16 protein-coding genes are annotated in these 15,527 nt (G+C 46.2%); 3 read left to right on the top strand and 13 right to left on the bottom strand.

Annotated features, from left to right (window positions below):
• Position 1: 1 nt before the first annotated feature.
• Positions 2-2,626: an NACHT domain-containing protein gene (locus FYJ65_RS09560; protein WP_206157222.1), complete on the bottom strand. Its 2,625-nt coding sequence runs from the start codon at positions 2,624-2,626 to the stop codon at positions 2-4.
• Between the two features lie 257 nt (positions 2,627-2,883).
• Complete coding sequence (locus FYJ65_RS00075) at positions 2,884-4,095, bottom strand: CGNR zinc finger domain-containing protein (protein ID WP_154553312.1); 1,212 nt, start codon at positions 4,093-4,095, stop codon at positions 2,884-2,886.
• A 401-nt stretch (positions 4,096-4,496) separates the two neighbouring features.
• Between FYJ65_RS00075 and FYJ65_RS00070 the strand changes: the two genes are divergently transcribed.
• Positions 4,497-5,123: a hypothetical protein gene (locus FYJ65_RS00070; RefSeq protein WP_154553311.1), complete on the top strand. Its 627-nt coding sequence runs from the start codon at positions 4,497-4,499 to the stop codon at positions 5,121-5,123.
• 44 nt (positions 5,124-5,167) lie between these two features.
• Here FYJ65_RS00070 and FYJ65_RS00065 read toward each other — a convergent pair whose 3' ends face one another.
• The 11 genes from FYJ65_RS00065 to ruvC all read right to left on the bottom strand — a co-directional run bounded on the left by FYJ65_RS00065 (position 5,168) and on the right by ruvC (position 13,407).
• Positions 5,168-5,455, bottom strand: a complete 288-nt coding sequence (locus FYJ65_RS00065) for a hypothetical protein (protein ID WP_154553310.1) — start codon at positions 5,453-5,455, stop codon at positions 5,168-5,170.
• A 1-nt stretch (position 5,456) separates the two neighbouring features.
• Complete coding sequence (locus tag FYJ65_RS00060; RefSeq protein WP_154553309.1) at positions 5,457-6,401, bottom strand: ParB N-terminal domain-containing protein; 945 nt, start codon at positions 6,399-6,401, stop codon at positions 5,457-5,459.
• The gene (locus FYJ65_RS00055) at positions 6,391-7,176 is read right to left on the bottom strand and encodes a ParA family protein (protein ID WP_154553308.1); all 786 of its coding nucleotides are present in this window, start codon (positions 7,174-7,176) and stop codon (positions 6,391-6,393) included. The genes FYJ65_RS00060 and FYJ65_RS00055 overlap by 11 nt, the downstream gene beginning before the upstream one ends.
• Before the next feature lie 9 nt (positions 7,177-7,185).
• The gene (locus FYJ65_RS00050) at positions 7,186-7,335 is read right to left on the bottom strand and encodes a hypothetical protein (protein ID WP_154553307.1); all 150 of its coding nucleotides are present in this window, start codon (positions 7,333-7,335) and stop codon (positions 7,186-7,188) included.
• A complete protein-coding gene (locus FYJ65_RS00045) occupies positions 7,332-7,640 on the bottom strand; it encodes a SymE family type I addiction module toxin (RefSeq protein WP_154553306.1) in 309 nt (102 codons plus the stop codon). Before FYJ65_RS00045 ends, FYJ65_RS00050 begins: the two co-directional genes overlap by 4 nt.
• A 151-nt stretch (positions 7,641-7,791) precedes the next feature.
• Positions 7,792-9,036, bottom strand: coding sequence for a 23S rRNA (uracil(1939)-C(5))-methyltransferase RlmD (gene rlmD / locus FYJ65_RS00040; RefSeq protein WP_154553305.1), 1,245 nt, complete (start codon positions 9,034-9,036; stop codon positions 7,792-7,794).
• Positions 9,023-10,144, bottom strand: a complete 1,122-nt coding sequence (tgt, locus tag FYJ65_RS00035; protein ID WP_154553304.1) for a tRNA guanosine(34) transglycosylase Tgt — start codon at positions 10,142-10,144, stop codon at positions 9,023-9,025. The genes rlmD and tgt overlap by 14 nt, the downstream gene beginning before the upstream one ends.
• A 43-nt stretch (positions 10,145-10,187) precedes the next feature.
• Positions 10,188-11,237 carry a tRNA preQ1(34) S-adenosylmethionine ribosyltransferase-isomerase QueA gene (queA, locus tag FYJ65_RS00030; protein WP_154553303.1) on the bottom strand — a complete coding sequence of 350 codons (1,050 nt, stop codon included), beginning with the start codon at positions 11,235-11,237 and terminating at the stop codon, positions 10,188-10,190.
• 63 nt (positions 11,238-11,300) lie between these two features.
• The gene (gene ruvB, locus FYJ65_RS00025; protein ID WP_154553302.1) at positions 11,301-12,308 is read right to left on the bottom strand and encodes a Holliday junction branch migration DNA helicase RuvB; all 1,008 of its coding nucleotides are present in this window, start codon (positions 12,306-12,308) and stop codon (positions 11,301-11,303) included.
• A gap of 20 nt (positions 12,309-12,328) precedes the next feature.
• On the bottom strand, positions 12,329-12,925 hold the full coding sequence (gene ruvA, locus FYJ65_RS00020; protein ID WP_154553301.1) for a Holliday junction branch migration protein RuvA: 597 nt from the start codon (positions 12,923-12,925) through the stop codon (positions 12,329-12,331).
• Positions 12,922-13,407, bottom strand: a complete 486-nt coding sequence (gene ruvC / locus FYJ65_RS00015; RefSeq protein WP_154553300.1) for a crossover junction endodeoxyribonuclease RuvC — start codon at positions 13,405-13,407, stop codon at positions 12,922-12,924. Before ruvC ends, ruvA begins: the two co-directional genes overlap by 4 nt.
• 597 nt (positions 13,408-14,004) lie before the next feature.
• Between ruvC and FYJ65_RS00010 the strand changes: the two genes are divergently transcribed.
• Both FYJ65_RS00010 and FYJ65_RS09725 read left to right on the top strand, forming a co-directional pair.
• Positions 14,005-14,922 carry a hypothetical protein gene (locus FYJ65_RS00010; RefSeq protein WP_154553299.1) on the top strand — a complete coding sequence of 306 codons (918 nt, stop codon included), beginning with the start codon at positions 14,005-14,007 and terminating at the stop codon, positions 14,920-14,922.
• A gap of 128 nt (positions 14,923-15,050) precedes the next feature.
• A complete protein-coding gene (locus FYJ65_RS09725) occupies positions 15,051-15,419 on the top strand; it encodes an arginine repressor (protein ID WP_154553298.1) in 369 nt (122 codons plus the stop codon).
• Positions 15,420-15,527 lie beyond the last annotated feature (108 nt).

The following is a 15,527-nucleotide window of genomic DNA, read 5'->3' as shown; positions in this document are numbered from 1 at the left end:
TCTACTGGAACAAATCAAACAGATCATCTCCTACTGTTTCTTTTTTACTCCGTAATTCTTCCAGATAATCTCTTACCTGATCATATTCTTGCTTAAGCGGAAATTCTCGATTTTCTAATATATCGATCAACCCTTCGTACATACTAGGATGCGAAAAAATATGATCAACTTCAATTTCATAATTCCATCCCACAACTGCAGGCTCTCCATACTCGCATTTGTATTCATAAGGGATTTCACCGACTTCAATCAATCCATCCGTATCAATATCAGGATCATTATATTCCTCATCCAGATATACCCATTCCTTTGTAAGGAACTCTTCATCATCCGGTAACCCATCGCCCGTATAATATGCGCATATGTGTTCTTTTTTTATGATGAAATCGTACAAAAACGATTCTGGCACATTTTCTGACTCATCGCCAGCTTCCCCGGTATCATAATACAATACTGGATACATTTTTCTTAAAAAGGTCCTATATCCTTCTTCTTTTTCGCATTCATCAAAAAGGTTTTCCAAGAATGGTTCAAAAATATATTCATCTACCTTATCTGGTATCATGTCATAAAGCATGCTAAAGGTCTTATCGGTAACCTGGCGGTATCTTTTATTTTCAAAGAATTTGCCTATCGCTTCTAAGTTTTTATCCTTTTGCTTCGAAAAATACCATGCGCAAAAATACTCCTGGAATGATCTATGAGTAAAATGATATTTGCCACTCTCATAATACATGAGACACATATTCTCAACTAAATCATCCCGAAAGTCTTGTGCTGTAACCCCTGATGTTCCTTTTTTTGTTAGGTGCATATCATTGAAATATTTATCAAAGAGAATATCCGTAAACTCAAATTTTTCATCCCGATAAGTCCGTGCACAGAATTCTGCCAAGTAATCTGCAAATTGATCCGCCGTTAATCCTGTCTTTAATGCCCTCTTAAAAGCACCTTTACTCGCATCATGTTTTTGTGACATGGCCACGTAAGCTTCCCGGTAAAATACATGCATCTTTGATGGAATATCCGCAAATTGCTCATATGTCATAAGCATGATTGTTAATAAAAGCGGATTCTCTGTAAACTCTCTATGCGTTATAAATAATTTGGATTGCAATTCTTCCAAAAACTGCTTCTTTATATTCGGCTCATCAGGTCGAAAATCCAGTTTTTCAATCAGTTCCGTTGCCTGATCCTTTGTGAATGGGCAAAGATCAAGCACCGTGAATCTGTGAAAAGAAATAAAAGATCCCGTTGGTCTGGAAGAAATCACAAACATGTTTTCCGAATATTTGTCTGCAAAGATTTCCAAATCATGTTCAAATTTTTTGCGATAGTCCGACTTGATTTCATCCAGTCCATCAAACAATAGCAAAAATCTTCCTGTTCTCAATAAATCTTCATACTTAGCCGCATCCCCATCCCCACAGAGACTCTCAAATTTTTCATACACATAATCTGACAAATTCTCATATGTATCAGCATAATCTTTCAGTGGAATGAAAACCGGTAATTGTGACCCTTCTTCATACGTGCTTATAGAATCAAGTAACAAATGGCGCATCATCATAGATTTCCCCAAGCCACCAGTACCTGAAATCAGGATGAAATTTGAACATTCCTTTAGTGTTTCAGCTGTCGCATTTGAGATAATCTTTGTACGGTATGTGTATTTCTTAAGATATATTTTTTGAGAAATATTGTTACATACATAAAAGTCATAAAATTTTCTTGGTGCATCACTATACAACAAGGTTTTTATTTTGTCATATTTCTCTTTTGCATTTTTCAGATATTCTGTGAATTCTTCCTTTTCAACAAACATCTTCTTAGGCAGTGCAATCCAAAGGTCATTCGGATCACCTGTAATCTCTGGAATAACTCCATCGACTGAGGCCAGCATAGCCATCTCTTCCTGATTTCCCTCTGTATCCTCATCAGTTTCTTGCTCATAATGCATAATTGACACGTTTATTTGTTTTGATTTGTTTCTGCCAATATCACTAATGAAATTTCGTTTAGCTCTCGGTGAATCCGGTTTATTATGCCATTCCTCATATGTCTTAGCGCCGATCTTGTTATCTGTTCTTTGAGTAACAATATAATGCCATATTCCTAACAGAAAGGAAGCAAGATCAACCTCAGACACCTGAAGTAGATGTTTCTTATCATAAGGCTGACTACCTTCTATATAGAAAAGTCCGCCATCTGTTCCTGCATCGCATTCAATCAGTTCTAATAATGCATTTACCAGCCAATTGGCATAATCTTCTGCCGCAATATAATCCTCTATGAAACTACTCATTCTTTGCAATGCAGGTTCATACGGTCCAACAACAATATCATTGAAATTTGCTATCAGCTCGGAATTGCCAAACTGAAGATATTCATTCGATGACAATTTACACGCCTTGTAATTGGATGTGTAGGTTTTAAACGAATTTCCAGTAGGCGCAACAAAATTTGGAAATGCCACCTTTATAAGACCTTCAAATACATCCTGATCACTTAAACCATCCCTATCACCATCTGCATTTCTACGAGCTGCAAATCTTTGCTTTCTGGCTCTCAGCAATAACGTAAAGAAGGTACCGCCACATAATACATATTCTTTATTATTGCTCACATTCTCACCTCGATTTTCATGTTTTAACGCTATTAACACAATTAACAGAATTTGCCCTGTTTTAACTCTTTACACCAACGCTATCAACTATAGGTTAATAACCAGATAGAAGATGCTTGGACATCACATAATGTCCACCACTCTATATTGTACCTTGAAAACAAAATTTTTCCAAGAAGAAAAATAGAGCGGATAGAAAGAATATCACGCTCTACAGAAATTTTTCTTTTTATTTAGTTGATTTGAATGTTTTTGTTTTAGTCAGACTTACGGTTTTTGAATCCAGGTTCCATTCGTTCTCTGTTTGGATCTTCCTTGTCTCTCAATCGTTGTCTACGTTTGGCAACAATGCTTCCACAGGCATGAGAACAATAAATCTTATCGTATCTACCTGGATTCGGTGTAAAAAACTTTCCGCATGTAGGATTTGCACATTTTTTTAACCTGGTTTCACTACTTGTCATCACTAATGTTTCAAGAAGAATTCCTTCGTTAAGATATTTCAGATCCCACTGAGATGAAATATTTCCGTCTTCTCCCACTGTCATTTTGGGATGAACCTTTTGAAGGAGCTCACTTATATTATCTGACAAAATTCTACTGGCTAAAACATCCATGTGCTTTTTGGTTTCATCTGAGATGTAAAAGTCCGTTGGAAGTTGAAATTCAGCAAACTCATCAACTTCGACCTGCATCATTTGATCAATGTCATAGCGTGCTATATCAAACAGAAACCTGTACAAATCATTTGGGTATCTTCGCTGAAACAGGTCTCTTAATTCGTCAGTTATATATACCTTGTTCTTTTTTCGCTCTATTGACTGTACTTCAATGATAAAAGACCAGAGATCCTTTCCAAATGAACTTGGTTTACCACCCGTCCTCTTATTGAGGACACTCAAATAATAGTACTGAAACTCCATCGTATCAGTAATGCGCTCAGGATCATCCGAATCAAAATCATAAAAGTTCCTTCGTTCATACAGAAGCATTGGCAGAAGATACTTGAACAGATTGATATAGTTTTTATCCGGTGACTGAATTTCATTTTTTACATTCAGAATTCTTCTAGCACTAAACACATGACGTTTAAACTCGTACACTTGCATGCTGTCCTGCCTATATAAAGGATACCATCCCGCATATGTGTGCTCATCAACATCTAATCCCATGATGTAGTAGCCTGGCTGTTCATCACTTATTTTAGCTGAAGAATACGGTAAGCCATATTCGTTGCAAAATGCAAGTATCGATGCTTCATCGTCAATATCAACATTTGCAAGTTTAACCAAAATATATTCGTTATTTTTGAACAAATCCATAAAGAGACGTTTTTGTTTTAGTTCCTTCTCTTCGCCTCTTGCCGGATGAAACTCCTTAGACACTATGTATTGCGTACCCTTGCATTCCTCTATTTGGTAAGTTCCAACATAATTGTCAACCCAAAAACCAATATCTGATAATACCATTTATACCTCCAATGTCATACAGTGCGGTATATATCCAGTATGACATATAGGTCTTAAAATGTAAACATAAAAAACATTCTGCGCCAAGAGCCGAGGCGCATTACAAATGGAAGCTCTTCATTCAACTGAGCGCATCACCTTGGCCAGGGTGACGGTTCTCTCGTCAGAAGAATGAAGTAACTCGTAAACGTCAGCCTTAAGAGAACAGCTGACCGTTAAATAGGAGGAATACCTATGATCGGTCGACTGATAAGACAAATGAATATTTCCCGTGAGGATTCCTCCATCGCAAATCGCAGGAGGAAATCCAAATGGGAAAAACAGCAAATTACAGTAACACACACAAGTATAGCAACAGAAAGAGCTTTGACGGAAAGCCTGTAGAAGCAGGAAAAGTCTTAGTGCCTTTCAGAAAAGACACTTTCAACCTGAAGAAGTCCGACTACATCCAGGACAACTTCACCACCATGGGACTGGGAGAGTTCGATTATGAGATTGGCTTCATGGCCATCCCCGAAGAACACTTCGAATCCTACATGAAGGACTTCTGGCACGACATCAATGAGGATCTTAAGATGCGCCGTGAGGGCCGTTGCGTCCTCACCAATCCTGATGGCACTGAGAGACTTTGCCCGAACACTAAACGTTGCAAGAACTGCCCGCATAAAGGCCTTCTGGAGCGCCGTAATCCGAATCGTGTCGATATCCTGTCTCTGGATTTCGAGTACGAAGGTGAAGCCTTCGATATCGAAGATACCACCACTCCGTCCGTAGAGGATCAGGTCCTTAATGCACTAGAGCCTGAGCCTACTGAGGAAGAGATCAAGATCCAGATGCTGGCACACTTTGAAAAGGTCAACCAGCGTTACGCTCAGATCATCCGCCTCAGTGCTGATGGAATGTCCATTGATGAAATCTGCATCACCATCGGTCTCAAGTCCAGCCGTGGTCGTCAGGTCATCAATGATTGCCACGATGCAGTATGCGACTATCTGAAGCTTTATCATCACAAGAAAAACCGTAAGTAACGCCGCAAGGGCGATAACACAGCATTCGTGTTACCGCCCTTTTTTTAACGCCTCCTATAGACTGGCTTTCGCCCATTCAGCTGAAATGCATCATGTGACTTGATATCCCGTATGGCTTTCTTCAAGCTACCACACCTGGCATGATTGTGATACGGATCACTGGCGTGATGCTTATGAAATAAGATCACCAGATCCCGGTCAGGGAGATCCGCCGAGTGCATGTACCAGACATGCCCCGTGTTCTTACTCATAAGCGTCACATCATATTCATTGGCCACGATCACTGAAAAATATTTGGTATCAATGGCACTTAGTTCCTCTTCTGTAAACATCCTAAGCCCCCTTCCCTGCAAAATACATATCCAAAGCCGCTTCCAAAATTCCTTGCACATCCTTCTTGGCTACATCCGAGAAATATCTACTATAAACTTTTGCTGGAATTTTAACCGAAATAGGCTTGATTATCTCTGCCGCTTCCACTGGTTTATCCACTCCCATCAGTACTTGAACTGATTCCTCTGTAATGGATCCTGCTGCCGCCCTCAGCTTCTTAGCCATGTCATTTTTGATGGAAATACAGTTCTGATCTACAACCGCTTTCACCAGCTTCTGTTCTCCCTCTGACAGATAGGATAGTTCCACACCGACTACCAATGCCAGACTCCCATCATCGAGCATATCCTTAAAGCCCTGGATCAGCTGACCGCATCTGACATACCGAGCAATGTTCCTGCCCGTCATGCCATATTCCTGGCCAATCAGTTCTCTGCTCTTAGCCGCCTGGTGGACATCATGTCCACCGACATCACCATTCAGTGCATGCAATTCCTCTAAGATTTCCTCTCTCTTCTTGGTACCGCAAACCTTATCATACCTGGCAGACAATACCGTGATCCGCTCTGAGATTGACAGATCATTAAAGGACCTCTGGATTACATTAGTTTCCACCACATAAATCCACGCTTCTTCATCTGACAGATTTTCTTTTACAATGGCAGGAATCTCCGATAATCCTGCCATCCTTGCTGCATTCTGTCTGTTATGACCTGCAAGCATTTCGTATTCCGTACCAAGTTTTCTTACTATGACCGGCGTGAGAATGCCATGCTCTCTGATACTTTCCACCATGTCATTTAATCTGTCGCCCCGGTAAAGCTTAAATGGATGTTCATGAAAAGGCTTGATGGCATCCACCGGGAGCATCTGTACTCCACCCTCTGGAGCCTCCGGTGCCAGAAGATCCACCGCATCGCAAAAGACTTTTCTCTTATCCTTCATACGCAATCAGCTCCTTTCCAAAATCCAAATATGCCTTGCAGGCTTTCGTTCCCGGTGCATACTCCAGAAGAGGCTCACTGTAATAAACACTCTCTCCAACCTTCACCGTATTGGGAATCTTACTGTCGAAGATTCGGATCTGTCCTTCAAATGTTTCCGTCACCTGCTCTGAGATTACCTTGCAAAGATTCGTCCTTGCTTCACACATGGTAAGCAGAATTCCTTCCACTTCCAGCTTTGGATTGATGCGGCTCTTAATCTTCTTGATAGTTTTCAAAAAATCCTGCAAACCCATCATGGCCAATAGCTGAGGATTCACCGTGATCACTACTCCGTCAGCTGCCGCCAATGCATTGATGGTCAGTGCACCCAAGGCCGGGCAAGTATCGATAATGATGAAGTCATACCGTTCTCTCAATGGATCCAGAATCCCTGCCAGCATTCTCTCAGCACCCATTTCCAGTCTCAACTTTGCTTCCACCGCTGACAAAACCATGGATGATGGAATAAAATCCACACCATTCCGACTCATGATATATTCCCCTGGATCCGGCAACTTTTCATCTTCCATCTGAGCCATCATCAGATGCCCTATGGTCACCGGCATCACCGCCGTATTCTCCACTCCAAAACATGTAGTAAGATTCGCCTGGCTATCAAAATCTACCGCCAACACCTTCTTTCCAAGACTTGCCAATGAATATGCCAGATTATATGAAGTTACACTTTTTCCAACGCCACCCTTTGTGGCTCCTACCAAAATGATTTTTCCCATGCTTGCCTCCTATCTGAGCAACTGCTCAATAAACACATCTACCTGCTCTGCCATAAATCTTGTCAACACCGCCTGAATATCATCAAAGCAAATAAAGAAAGCCATAATCAGCGCCATCACCAAGATTACTTCTATTATCATCAGATTGTCTCTTCTCATTCTCCGTACCTCAATTCTCTTTCTGCCACATACTGAGCATGAATCCGTGTTTTCTCTTCCTGGAACTTCTTCTTCAAGGATTCCGTCTCCCGTTCCATGAAAGCCTTCTCTGCTTCAGTAATCTCTGCCTTCTCTTGGTCCAGCGTGATGATCATCTTGCCATCCTCACAGCTGACAGAAACATAATCGCCAATCTCGAATCCAAGTTCCTTCAGCCACTTGCCCTTCAGCGTAATGCAAGGTGTCTCCCGGTACTGATATCCACTCTGTCCTACAACCTTCAAGCTTCTACTCTTCTTTGCCATAATCGAAATCTCCTTTTCATAATTTGTCATTGATTGCCGGTTCCTCTTTCATCACATCCCGTCCAATGGCATCACCTCCCTTAACGCGAAAAAAATAGCTGTCAATGCTTTCGCATCAACAGCTATCGCTTAAGTTCAGTATATTATGAAGTTATTTCTGTTCAGCCTTTTCCTTGTCCATGATGTCGTAATACTCTTCCATATCTAAGGAAAGTCTGATATGAGAATCTGCTTTTCGGTTGCTCAAGAGGCAAACCGTCTCCACATGCTTTGTCATCGGGAAGTTGTCGTAGGTTTTCATGTATACGGGTTCGTAGCCGTTCATTTTGAAAAGTTCCAGATTCATGCACATGGTTTTCGGGTTGCAGGAGATGTACAGGATTTCCGGGATGTCGTACCGGCACAGCATGTGCACCACTTTGTCGTGCATGCCGGCTCTCGGTGGGTCGACCACAATCATGTCCGGTTTTTCCGTCAGCTCGTCCAGCTTTTTCCGAACATCGCCGCACAGGAATTCGCAGTTGGTAATTCCGTTCAGCTCCGCATTGTGCCGAGCGGCTTCCACGGAATCCTCCACGATTTCCACGCCGTAGACTTTCTTCGCCTTCAGCGCCATCAGCTGCGTGATTGTGCCGGTGCCGCAGTACAGATCGTATACTGTTTTTTCATGAATGTCCGGCAGCAGGTTCAGCGCATCGGAATACAGACGCTCCACCGCATTGATGTTGGTCTGGAAGAAGGCGAAAGCTTTCACCTGGAATTTCAAGCCCAGAATTTCTTCGTAATAGAAATCCCGGCCGTAAAGGATTTTCGTGCCCTCGTCGATTACCGCATCCGCCAGGCTGTCGTTGAACGTACGAACGATACCCACCAGCGTATTGTCCAGCTCCAGCCCCTGAAGCAGCTCCACGTATCCGGCTTCGTCAAAGCCCTCCTCGCTGCTGGTGATGATGTTCACCAACACCTCGTTAGAGCGAACACCATGGCGCACCACCAGATTCCGCAGCAAGCCCGTATGAGTTTTTTTATGGTAAAAAGAATATTCTCTCTCCCGGCAGAAGTTCAGGGTGGCCGACAGAATCCGATTGAAATCTTCCGGTACCAGCTGACATTCATCGCAGGTAACAATGGACATGAAGCGTCCCTTCTGATGCATGCCCAACTCCAGAGGTCCGCCGATTTCCACATCTCCGAAGGTATATTCCATCTTGTTGCGGTACCGGTACGGGGTCTCCGCCGGAACCATTCCCTGATACACGGAGGCATCCACGTGGAATCGGTCGAAAAGGTCCAGCACCTGCTGATTCTTCAGTCGATACTGCTCTTCATAGGGAACGCCCTGGTGCAGGCAGCCGCCGCAAAGGCCGTTCAGCTTACATTCTTTAAAATTCTCCATATTTGTCATAGAACTCCTTCTTGTATTCGACGAAACGGTCTTCCTCAATGGATTTTCGAATATTCTTCATCATGTTCACCAGGAAGTGAATGTTGTGCTCCGAGAGCAGCATGGAGCTGAGAATCTCGTTGGATTTGAAAAGATGTCTCAGGTACGCTCTGGAATAATTGCGGCATACGTAGCAGTCGCATTCCGGATCCAGTGTGCTGAAATCTCTCTGATGCACGGCGTTTTTGATGTTCACATTTCCGTGGGAGGTCATGGCTACGCCGTGTCTCGCCAGACGGGTCGGCAGTACGCAGTCGAACATATCCACGCCGCGCTCGACGCCTTCGAATAAGTAATCCACTGTGCCAACCCCCATGAGGTAGCGCGGTTTTTCTTTTGGCAGATAGTCCACACAATCGTCCAGCACATCCAGCATGATGTCCTTCGGCTCTCCGACAGACAACCCGCCGATGGCATAGCCCGGCAGGTCCAGATCCACGATCTGCTCCGCACTGATTCTCCGAAGGTCCTTGAACATTCCGCCCTGCATGATTCCGAAGAGAGACTGCTGCTCCGTGTTTTGGTGGTGGTCCTTGCATCGCTTGAGCCAGCGGGTGGTCCGCTCCAGAGAACGCACCACGTACGGCTTCTCCGCTTCGTATTCCACGCATTCGTCGAAGGCCATGATGATATCCGCCCCCAGCGCATTCTGGATGTCGATGGACGTCTCCGGTCTCATCATGTGCTTGGATCCGTCAATGTAGGATTTGAAGGTAACTCCTTCCTCTGTGATTTTACGGAATTTACCCAGGGAAAAAACCTGGAAGCCGCCGCTGTCCGTGAGAATCGGGCGGTTCCAATTCATGAACTTGTGAAGTCCGCCGGCCTCTCGAACGATATCCTCGCCGGGTCTCAAATAGAGATGGTAGGTGTTTCCCAGAATGATTTCGGCACCGGTGGCCTCCACATCCTCCGGTTTCATGGCTTTCACCGTAGCCTGAGTGCCCACCGGCATAAATACCGGGGTTTCAATGGTGCCGTGGGGAGTGGTAATCCGTCCCCGGCGGGCACGAGTTCTGGTATCCTGATGAATTAATTCATATGTTACTGCGTTGCTCATAGTACCTCTTTGTTTCTTGATTAATATTGCAATCTCTCGGGGATTATTCAATCAGCATTGCATCTCCGTAGCTGAAGAAGCGATATTTTTCCCGAACCGCTTCTTCGTACGCTTCCAGAATATGTTCCCGATTGTATAATGCGGAAATCAACATCAGAAGTGTGGACTTCGGAAGATGGAAATTGGTGATCAATGCTTTTACAATCTTAAATTCGTATCCCGGATAGATGAAAATTCCGGTGCTGTTGTGGCCGGCCTGAATCCGGAATCCCTCCGGCGTCTCCACAGCCGCACTCTCCAAAGTTCGGGTGGACGTGGTGCCCACGGAGATGATCCGCTGACCCGCGTCGATGGCGTCGTTGATGATCTTAGCATTCTCCTCCGTCACCGAATACTCCTCGAAATGCATGTGGTGCTCCTCGATATTCTCGCATTTTACCGGACGGAAGGTGCCGATGCCCACGTGCAAGGTGACATAGGCGATTTTCACGCCCTTCTCTTCGATTTCCTTCAGCAGCTCTTTGGTAAAATGAAGTCCGGCTGTCGGTGCGGCTACCGATCCGTCAATACGGCTGTATACCGTCTGATAGGTTTCTTTGTCCGCGTCGTCCGCCGGCCGCTCGATGTAGGGCGGAAGTGGCATGCTGCCCAGCTCTTCCAGCCGCTCCATGAAAATGCCTTCGTACTCAAAACGAACCTTCCGGGTTCCCTGATCCGGATCCTGGAAACCCAGAATATGGGCCTGGAACAGGTGCTCGGGATCGAACACTACCGTGTCTCCTTCCTTCAATCTCTTTCCCGGGCGAACCATGGTTTCCCACACATCCCCTTCCAGCCGCTTAATCAGCAGGAATTCAATGTGGGCTCCCGTCACCGCCTTTCGCCCGAACAGTCTGGCGGGAATTACCCTGGAATCGTTCAGAACCATGCAGTCTCCCGGTTTCAGATAGTCCAAAATATCGTGAAAATGGCGGTGCTCAATGCTGTTCTTCTCCCGGTTCAGAACCATCAGCCGGCAGGAATCTCTTTGTTGTGCCGGGGTCTGAGCAATCAGCTCCTCCGGCAGGTGATAATCAAAATCTTCTAATTTCATTTGTTTCCTTCTTTTTTATATAATATGATTTTTCGTTTCGTTCGGCTTTCCCGAATCTTGTTTTTACTTTTCCGAATAGAGCGCCATCAGCCCCAGATGCTCGTAGGCCTTCCGGGATGCCATCCGTCCCTTCTGCGTCCGATACATCAGCTCGGACTGAATCAGGTACGGTTCGTTCACATCCTCCAGCGTCACTCGCTCTTCGCCGATTGCGGAAGCGATGGTCTCGATTCCCACCGGGCCGCCGTTGAAGCCCTTGATAATCGTGGTGAGAATCTCTCGGTCCAGCTTCTCCAGTCCCAGGTCATCGACCCCCAAAGCATCCAGCGCTTTCCGGGTGATATCGATATCCACGTTTCCGTCCTGAATGACCTCCGAAAAATCCCGCACCCGCTTCAGCATGCGGTTGGCGATTCGCGGCGTCCCTCGGGAACGTTTCGCCAGCTCCGTCAGGGACTCTTCATCGATGCGCACGTTCATCACCCGCGCCGACCGGCGAAGGATTTCCTTCAGTTCCTCCACGGTATAGAAATCGAATTTGCAAATGATTCCGAACCGATCCCGAAGCGGTGCCGAAAGGCTTCCCGCCCGCGTGGTGGCGCCAATCAGTGTAAAATGAGACAGGTCAATCCGAAGGGACCGAGCCGATGGGCCTTTTCCGATGACGATATCCAGCGCATAGTCTTCCATGGCGGAATACAGCACCTCTTCCACCGACCGATTCAGCCGGTGAATCTCGTCGATGAAAAGCACATCGTTTTCATTCAAATTGGTCAGAATGGCGGCCAGATCTCCGGCTCTTCCGATGGCCGGGCCGGATGTGATTTTGATATCCACGCCCAGCTCGTTGGAAATGATTCCCGCCAATGTTGTTTTTCCCAGTCCCGGCGGTCCGTAGAAAAGCACGTGATCCAGGGACTCACCCCGCATCTTTGCCGCCTCGATGTATATGGATAAATTCTCTTTATTTCCCGACTGCCCACAGTACTCGCTGAGATGTTGAGGACGAAGGGTATGTTCCCCCTCCAAATCCGAGGGCTGCATCTGTCTTGATGTAATCTGTTCTTCCATAAATATGGTAATTTCCTTTCCTACATCAGGAATTTCAGGGACTTCTTGATGTATTCTTCGATGGTCAGATCATCCTCCGGCACGTGACCGATGGCTTCCTCCGCCTCTGCTTTACTGTATCCCAAAGTGGTCAGGGCCACCACCGCGTTGTTCCGTTCGTCGGAGAACAGTACCGCCGATTCCGTCGCGATTTCCGCATCCTGAATCGGAACGGCACTCACCTTGTCCGCCAGTTCCAAAATCACCCGTTCCGCCGTTTTCTTTCCAACGCCCTGCGCCTTCGCAATGGATTTGGCATCCTTATGCATGATAAACGCTTTAATCTGGTTCACCGTGCCGATGGACATGATGGCCAGACCGGCTTTCGGTCCCACGCCGTTCACTGTCAGCAGCTGCTCGAAAAGAGTCAGCGCATCCCGGTCATTAAAACCGAACAGGGACATGCCGTCGTCCTTCACCTGCATATACGTATACAGTTGAACCACATCTCCCTCCCGAGCATTCAGCACCGGCGAGGTATCCGCCACGTGAATCCGGAAACCGATTCCGCCCTGCGTCTCCACCACGATGGATCCTTTCTCATAAAAAAGATATTTTCCCGTAATATGTCTAATCATCCTATCACCCTGTTATTTCTGGAATGCGCATGGCAAATGGCCGCCGCCACCGCATCCGCCGTATCATCCGGCTTCGGTACTTCCTTCAAATTCAGAATTACCTTGACCATATTCTGCACCTGTTTTTTCTCCGCCCGGCCGTAGCCCACCAGCGCCTGCTTAATCTGCAGCGGCGTGTACTCCGAAACACGAAGTCCGTTCCGCTCACACGCCAAAAGGGCAACGCCTCTTGCCTCGCCCACTTTAATCGCCGTAGTTGTATTGCTGTTAAAAAAAAGTTCCTCAATGGACGCCTCTTCCGGCTGGTATTTCTGAATCACTTCATTCAGCCCGTCAAACAGCTGATTCAGCCGCTGCGGCATCGGTGTATGCGCCTCCGTTTCAATGGATCCGTAATCTACGGTTCGAAAACGATTTCCGTTATAATCCAGGATTCCGTATCCCATGATGGCATACCCCGGATCGATTCCAAGTATTCTCATTCTTCTAAAACTCCTCGGGCTATTTTACCAAAAAACGCTTCCTTTGTCTAATGGCCCGGCCGACGGCCGGGGGCGTGGTGCCTCACTGCCCTCCAGCCCTTATTTCTTCGTCGAGAAGCACCACGTCCGGCTCCCCATTTTCCCGACCGGGTCCGGGGGCGTGGTGCTTCATCCCTCGCTAACCCTTGTTCCTTCGTCGGCAAGCACCACGTCCGGCTCCCCATTTTCCCGACCGGCCCCGGGGACGTGGTACCCCACTGCCCTCCAGCCCTTGTTTCTTCGTCGAGGAGCACCACGTCCTCCGCCTCAAAATGCCGACCGGCCCCGGGGGCGTGGTGCCTCACTGCCCTCCAGCCCTTATTTCTTCGTCGAGAAGCACCACGTCCGGCTCCCCATTTTCCCGACCGGGTCCGGGGGCGTGGTGCCTCACTGCCCTCCAGCCCTTATTCCTTCGTCCGCAGGCACCACGTCAGGCGGCTCAAGCACTCGGCCGGCTTCGAATGCGGCCGGATATTGCAAAATCTCGATTATTCTCGATAAATGTGTACTGAAGGGGAATTTTTTTTATGGCATAATCAGCATAAGGAGGTACTCAATATGACAACTGTATTTTTAAAAGTAATTTCCGGCATTCTGCAGCAGCACGAGGAACTGCTTCGGAAGTACAAGAAGAAGGCGCTGACGTTAAAGGATTACGACGGAATCTTTCTCAAGGCTCACACCACCAATGGGCGTACCTATTTCACCGGCCACCGGCCCGGCAAGAAGCCGAAATATATCGGAAACGAGAAGCACACTACAGTACAACGAATTCAGAACCTTCGCGCAACAAAAGTTCTGATTTCGATGCTGGAAAGCAACATCGCTGCGCTCAAGCATTTTCAGGATAATTACATTGATATCACCACGGAAGAAATCCGCAAAAGGCTTCCGAAATGTTACGTTCCGGCGAATCTTCGCGAAGCGGAATTGTCATTAGATACAGCTCAGAAATGGTATCAGAAGCTCTTGGAATTAAAGGAATCTATACCGGTGAAATATCCCGAAAAATGCACTGTTTCCACCATTGACGGAACGCTGGTGCGCAGCCGGATTGAAGCGATTATCTACGACCACCTGGTCAGTGCCGGATTGCTTGTGATTTATGAATTTCCGATTATCATCGAAGGCCGCATCGTCTATCCGGATTTTCTGATTTTGCATCCGCTGACCGGGAAGCTATATATTCTGGAACATCTCGGTTACTGGTATCACGATGCAAAGGGTGCCGGGTACCGCAACAATTTCTGCATCAAAACCGTCGAGCTCGCCTCTCTCGGCTTTGTTTTGGGCAAAAATATTCTCACAACCTTCGAAGACGGCGGCGGTACCATCGATACAGAAAAAATAGATAAAATGATCCAACGAGAATTCTTTACGAGTCCGACTGTCCAGGAAAAAACAACGGGCGTCAATCCCGAGGAATTTCTGAAACAGCAAATGCAGGCACAGGCAGCAGCGCGGATGGCCGGATAGGAACAACTTTTATCGAATTATATAATATTCATGATAATAAATTTTTATCCGTTTTTGTGAATGCCTGTGATATAATCAAACTAATCATAAGATGGGCGCAGACCCATGCGGCATTTCAGGAGGACCCCATGCGTTATTCGAGACAGAACAAGATACTTGAGATTATCGCCAACAATGTAGTAGAGACCCAGGATCAGCTTCAGGATTTGCTGAACCAGGCCGGTTTCAAAGTGACCCAGGCGACAATTTCCAGAGACATCAAGGAGCTTCAGCTGGTCAAAGCATTGGCCGGAAACGGAAAGTATAAATATACAGCCGGGAAATACGATGAACAACCGATTTCCGACCGGTTCATTAAGATTTTCCGCGAAACCATCATTTCCACCGCACATGCCGGAAATCTGATTGTCATCAAAACCTGTTATGAAGTGACCGTTGTCAAGAGGCGATTACAAGAAAGTTTCATCTCCCGGCATGTCACATTTGTATTTTCTTGACAGCATCTGGAAAGAGCTTTGATTTAACAGTTCCCGGCATGTGGCCACTCTGTTATTCGTGGATTGGTTACCTACAGGCTAATGGTCCGCCGTGAGCCCTGCGATCTT

Source organism: Mogibacterium kristiansenii (assembly GCF_009695905.1).
GTDB lineage: Bacteria > Bacillota > Clostridia > Peptostreptococcales > Anaerovoracaceae > Mogibacterium_A > Mogibacterium_A kristiansenii.
Note: the sequence above shows the minus strand (reverse complement) of the source record. Positions and strands in the feature narration are given on the sequence as shown.

Excerpts from the sequence above, each read along its gene's own strand:
- FYJ65_RS00075 (WP_154553312.1), bottom strand. The coding sequence starts at position 4,095 with ATGGTATTATCAGATATTGGTTTTTGGGTTGACAATTATGTTGGAACT.
- FYJ65_RS00065 (WP_154553310.1), bottom strand. The coding sequence starts at position 5,455 with ATGTTTACAGAAGAGGAACTAAGTGCCATTGATACCAAATATTTTTCA.
- FYJ65_RS00060 (WP_154553309.1), bottom strand. The coding sequence starts at position 6,401 with ATGAAGGATAAGAGAAAAGTCTTTTGCGATGCGGTGGATCTTCTGGCA.
- FYJ65_RS00055 (WP_154553308.1), bottom strand. The coding sequence starts at position 7,176 with ATGGGAAAAATCATTTTGGTAGGAGCCACAAAGGGTGGCGTTGGAAAA.
- FYJ65_RS00050 (WP_154553307.1), bottom strand. The coding sequence starts at position 7,335 with ATGAGAAGAGACAATCTGATGATAATAGAAGTAATCTTGGTGATGGCG.
- FYJ65_RS00045 (WP_154553306.1), bottom strand. The coding sequence starts at position 7,640 with ATGGCAAAGAAGAGTAGAAGCTTGAAGGTTGTAGGACAGAGTGGATAT.
- rlmD (WP_154553305.1), bottom strand. The coding sequence starts at position 9,036 with ATGGAGAATTTTAAAGAATGTAAGCTGAACGGCCTTTGCGGCGGCTGC.
- tgt (WP_154553304.1), bottom strand. The coding sequence starts at position 10,144 with ATGAGCAACGCAGTAACATATGAATTAATTCATCAGGATACCAGAACT.
- queA (WP_154553303.1), bottom strand. The coding sequence starts at position 11,237 with ATGAAATTAGAAGATTTTGATTATCACCTGCCGGAGGAGCTGATTGCT.
- ruvB (WP_154553302.1), bottom strand. The coding sequence starts at position 12,308 with ATGGAAGAACAGATTACATCAAGACAGATGCAGCCCTCGGATTTGGAG.
- ruvA (WP_154553301.1), bottom strand. The coding sequence starts at position 12,925 with ATGATTAGACATATTACGGGAAAATATCTTTTTTATGAGAAAGGATCC.
- ruvC (WP_154553300.1), bottom strand. The coding sequence starts at position 13,407 with ATGAGAATACTTGGAATCGATCCGGGGTATGCCATCATGGGATACGGA.
- FYJ65_RS00010 (WP_154553299.1), top strand. The coding sequence starts at position 14,005 with ATGACAACTGTATTTTTAAAAGTAATTTCCGGCATTCTGCAGCAGCAC.
- FYJ65_RS09725 (WP_154553298.1), top strand. The coding sequence starts at position 15,051 with ATGCGTTATTCGAGACAGAACAAGATACTTGAGATTATCGCCAACAAT.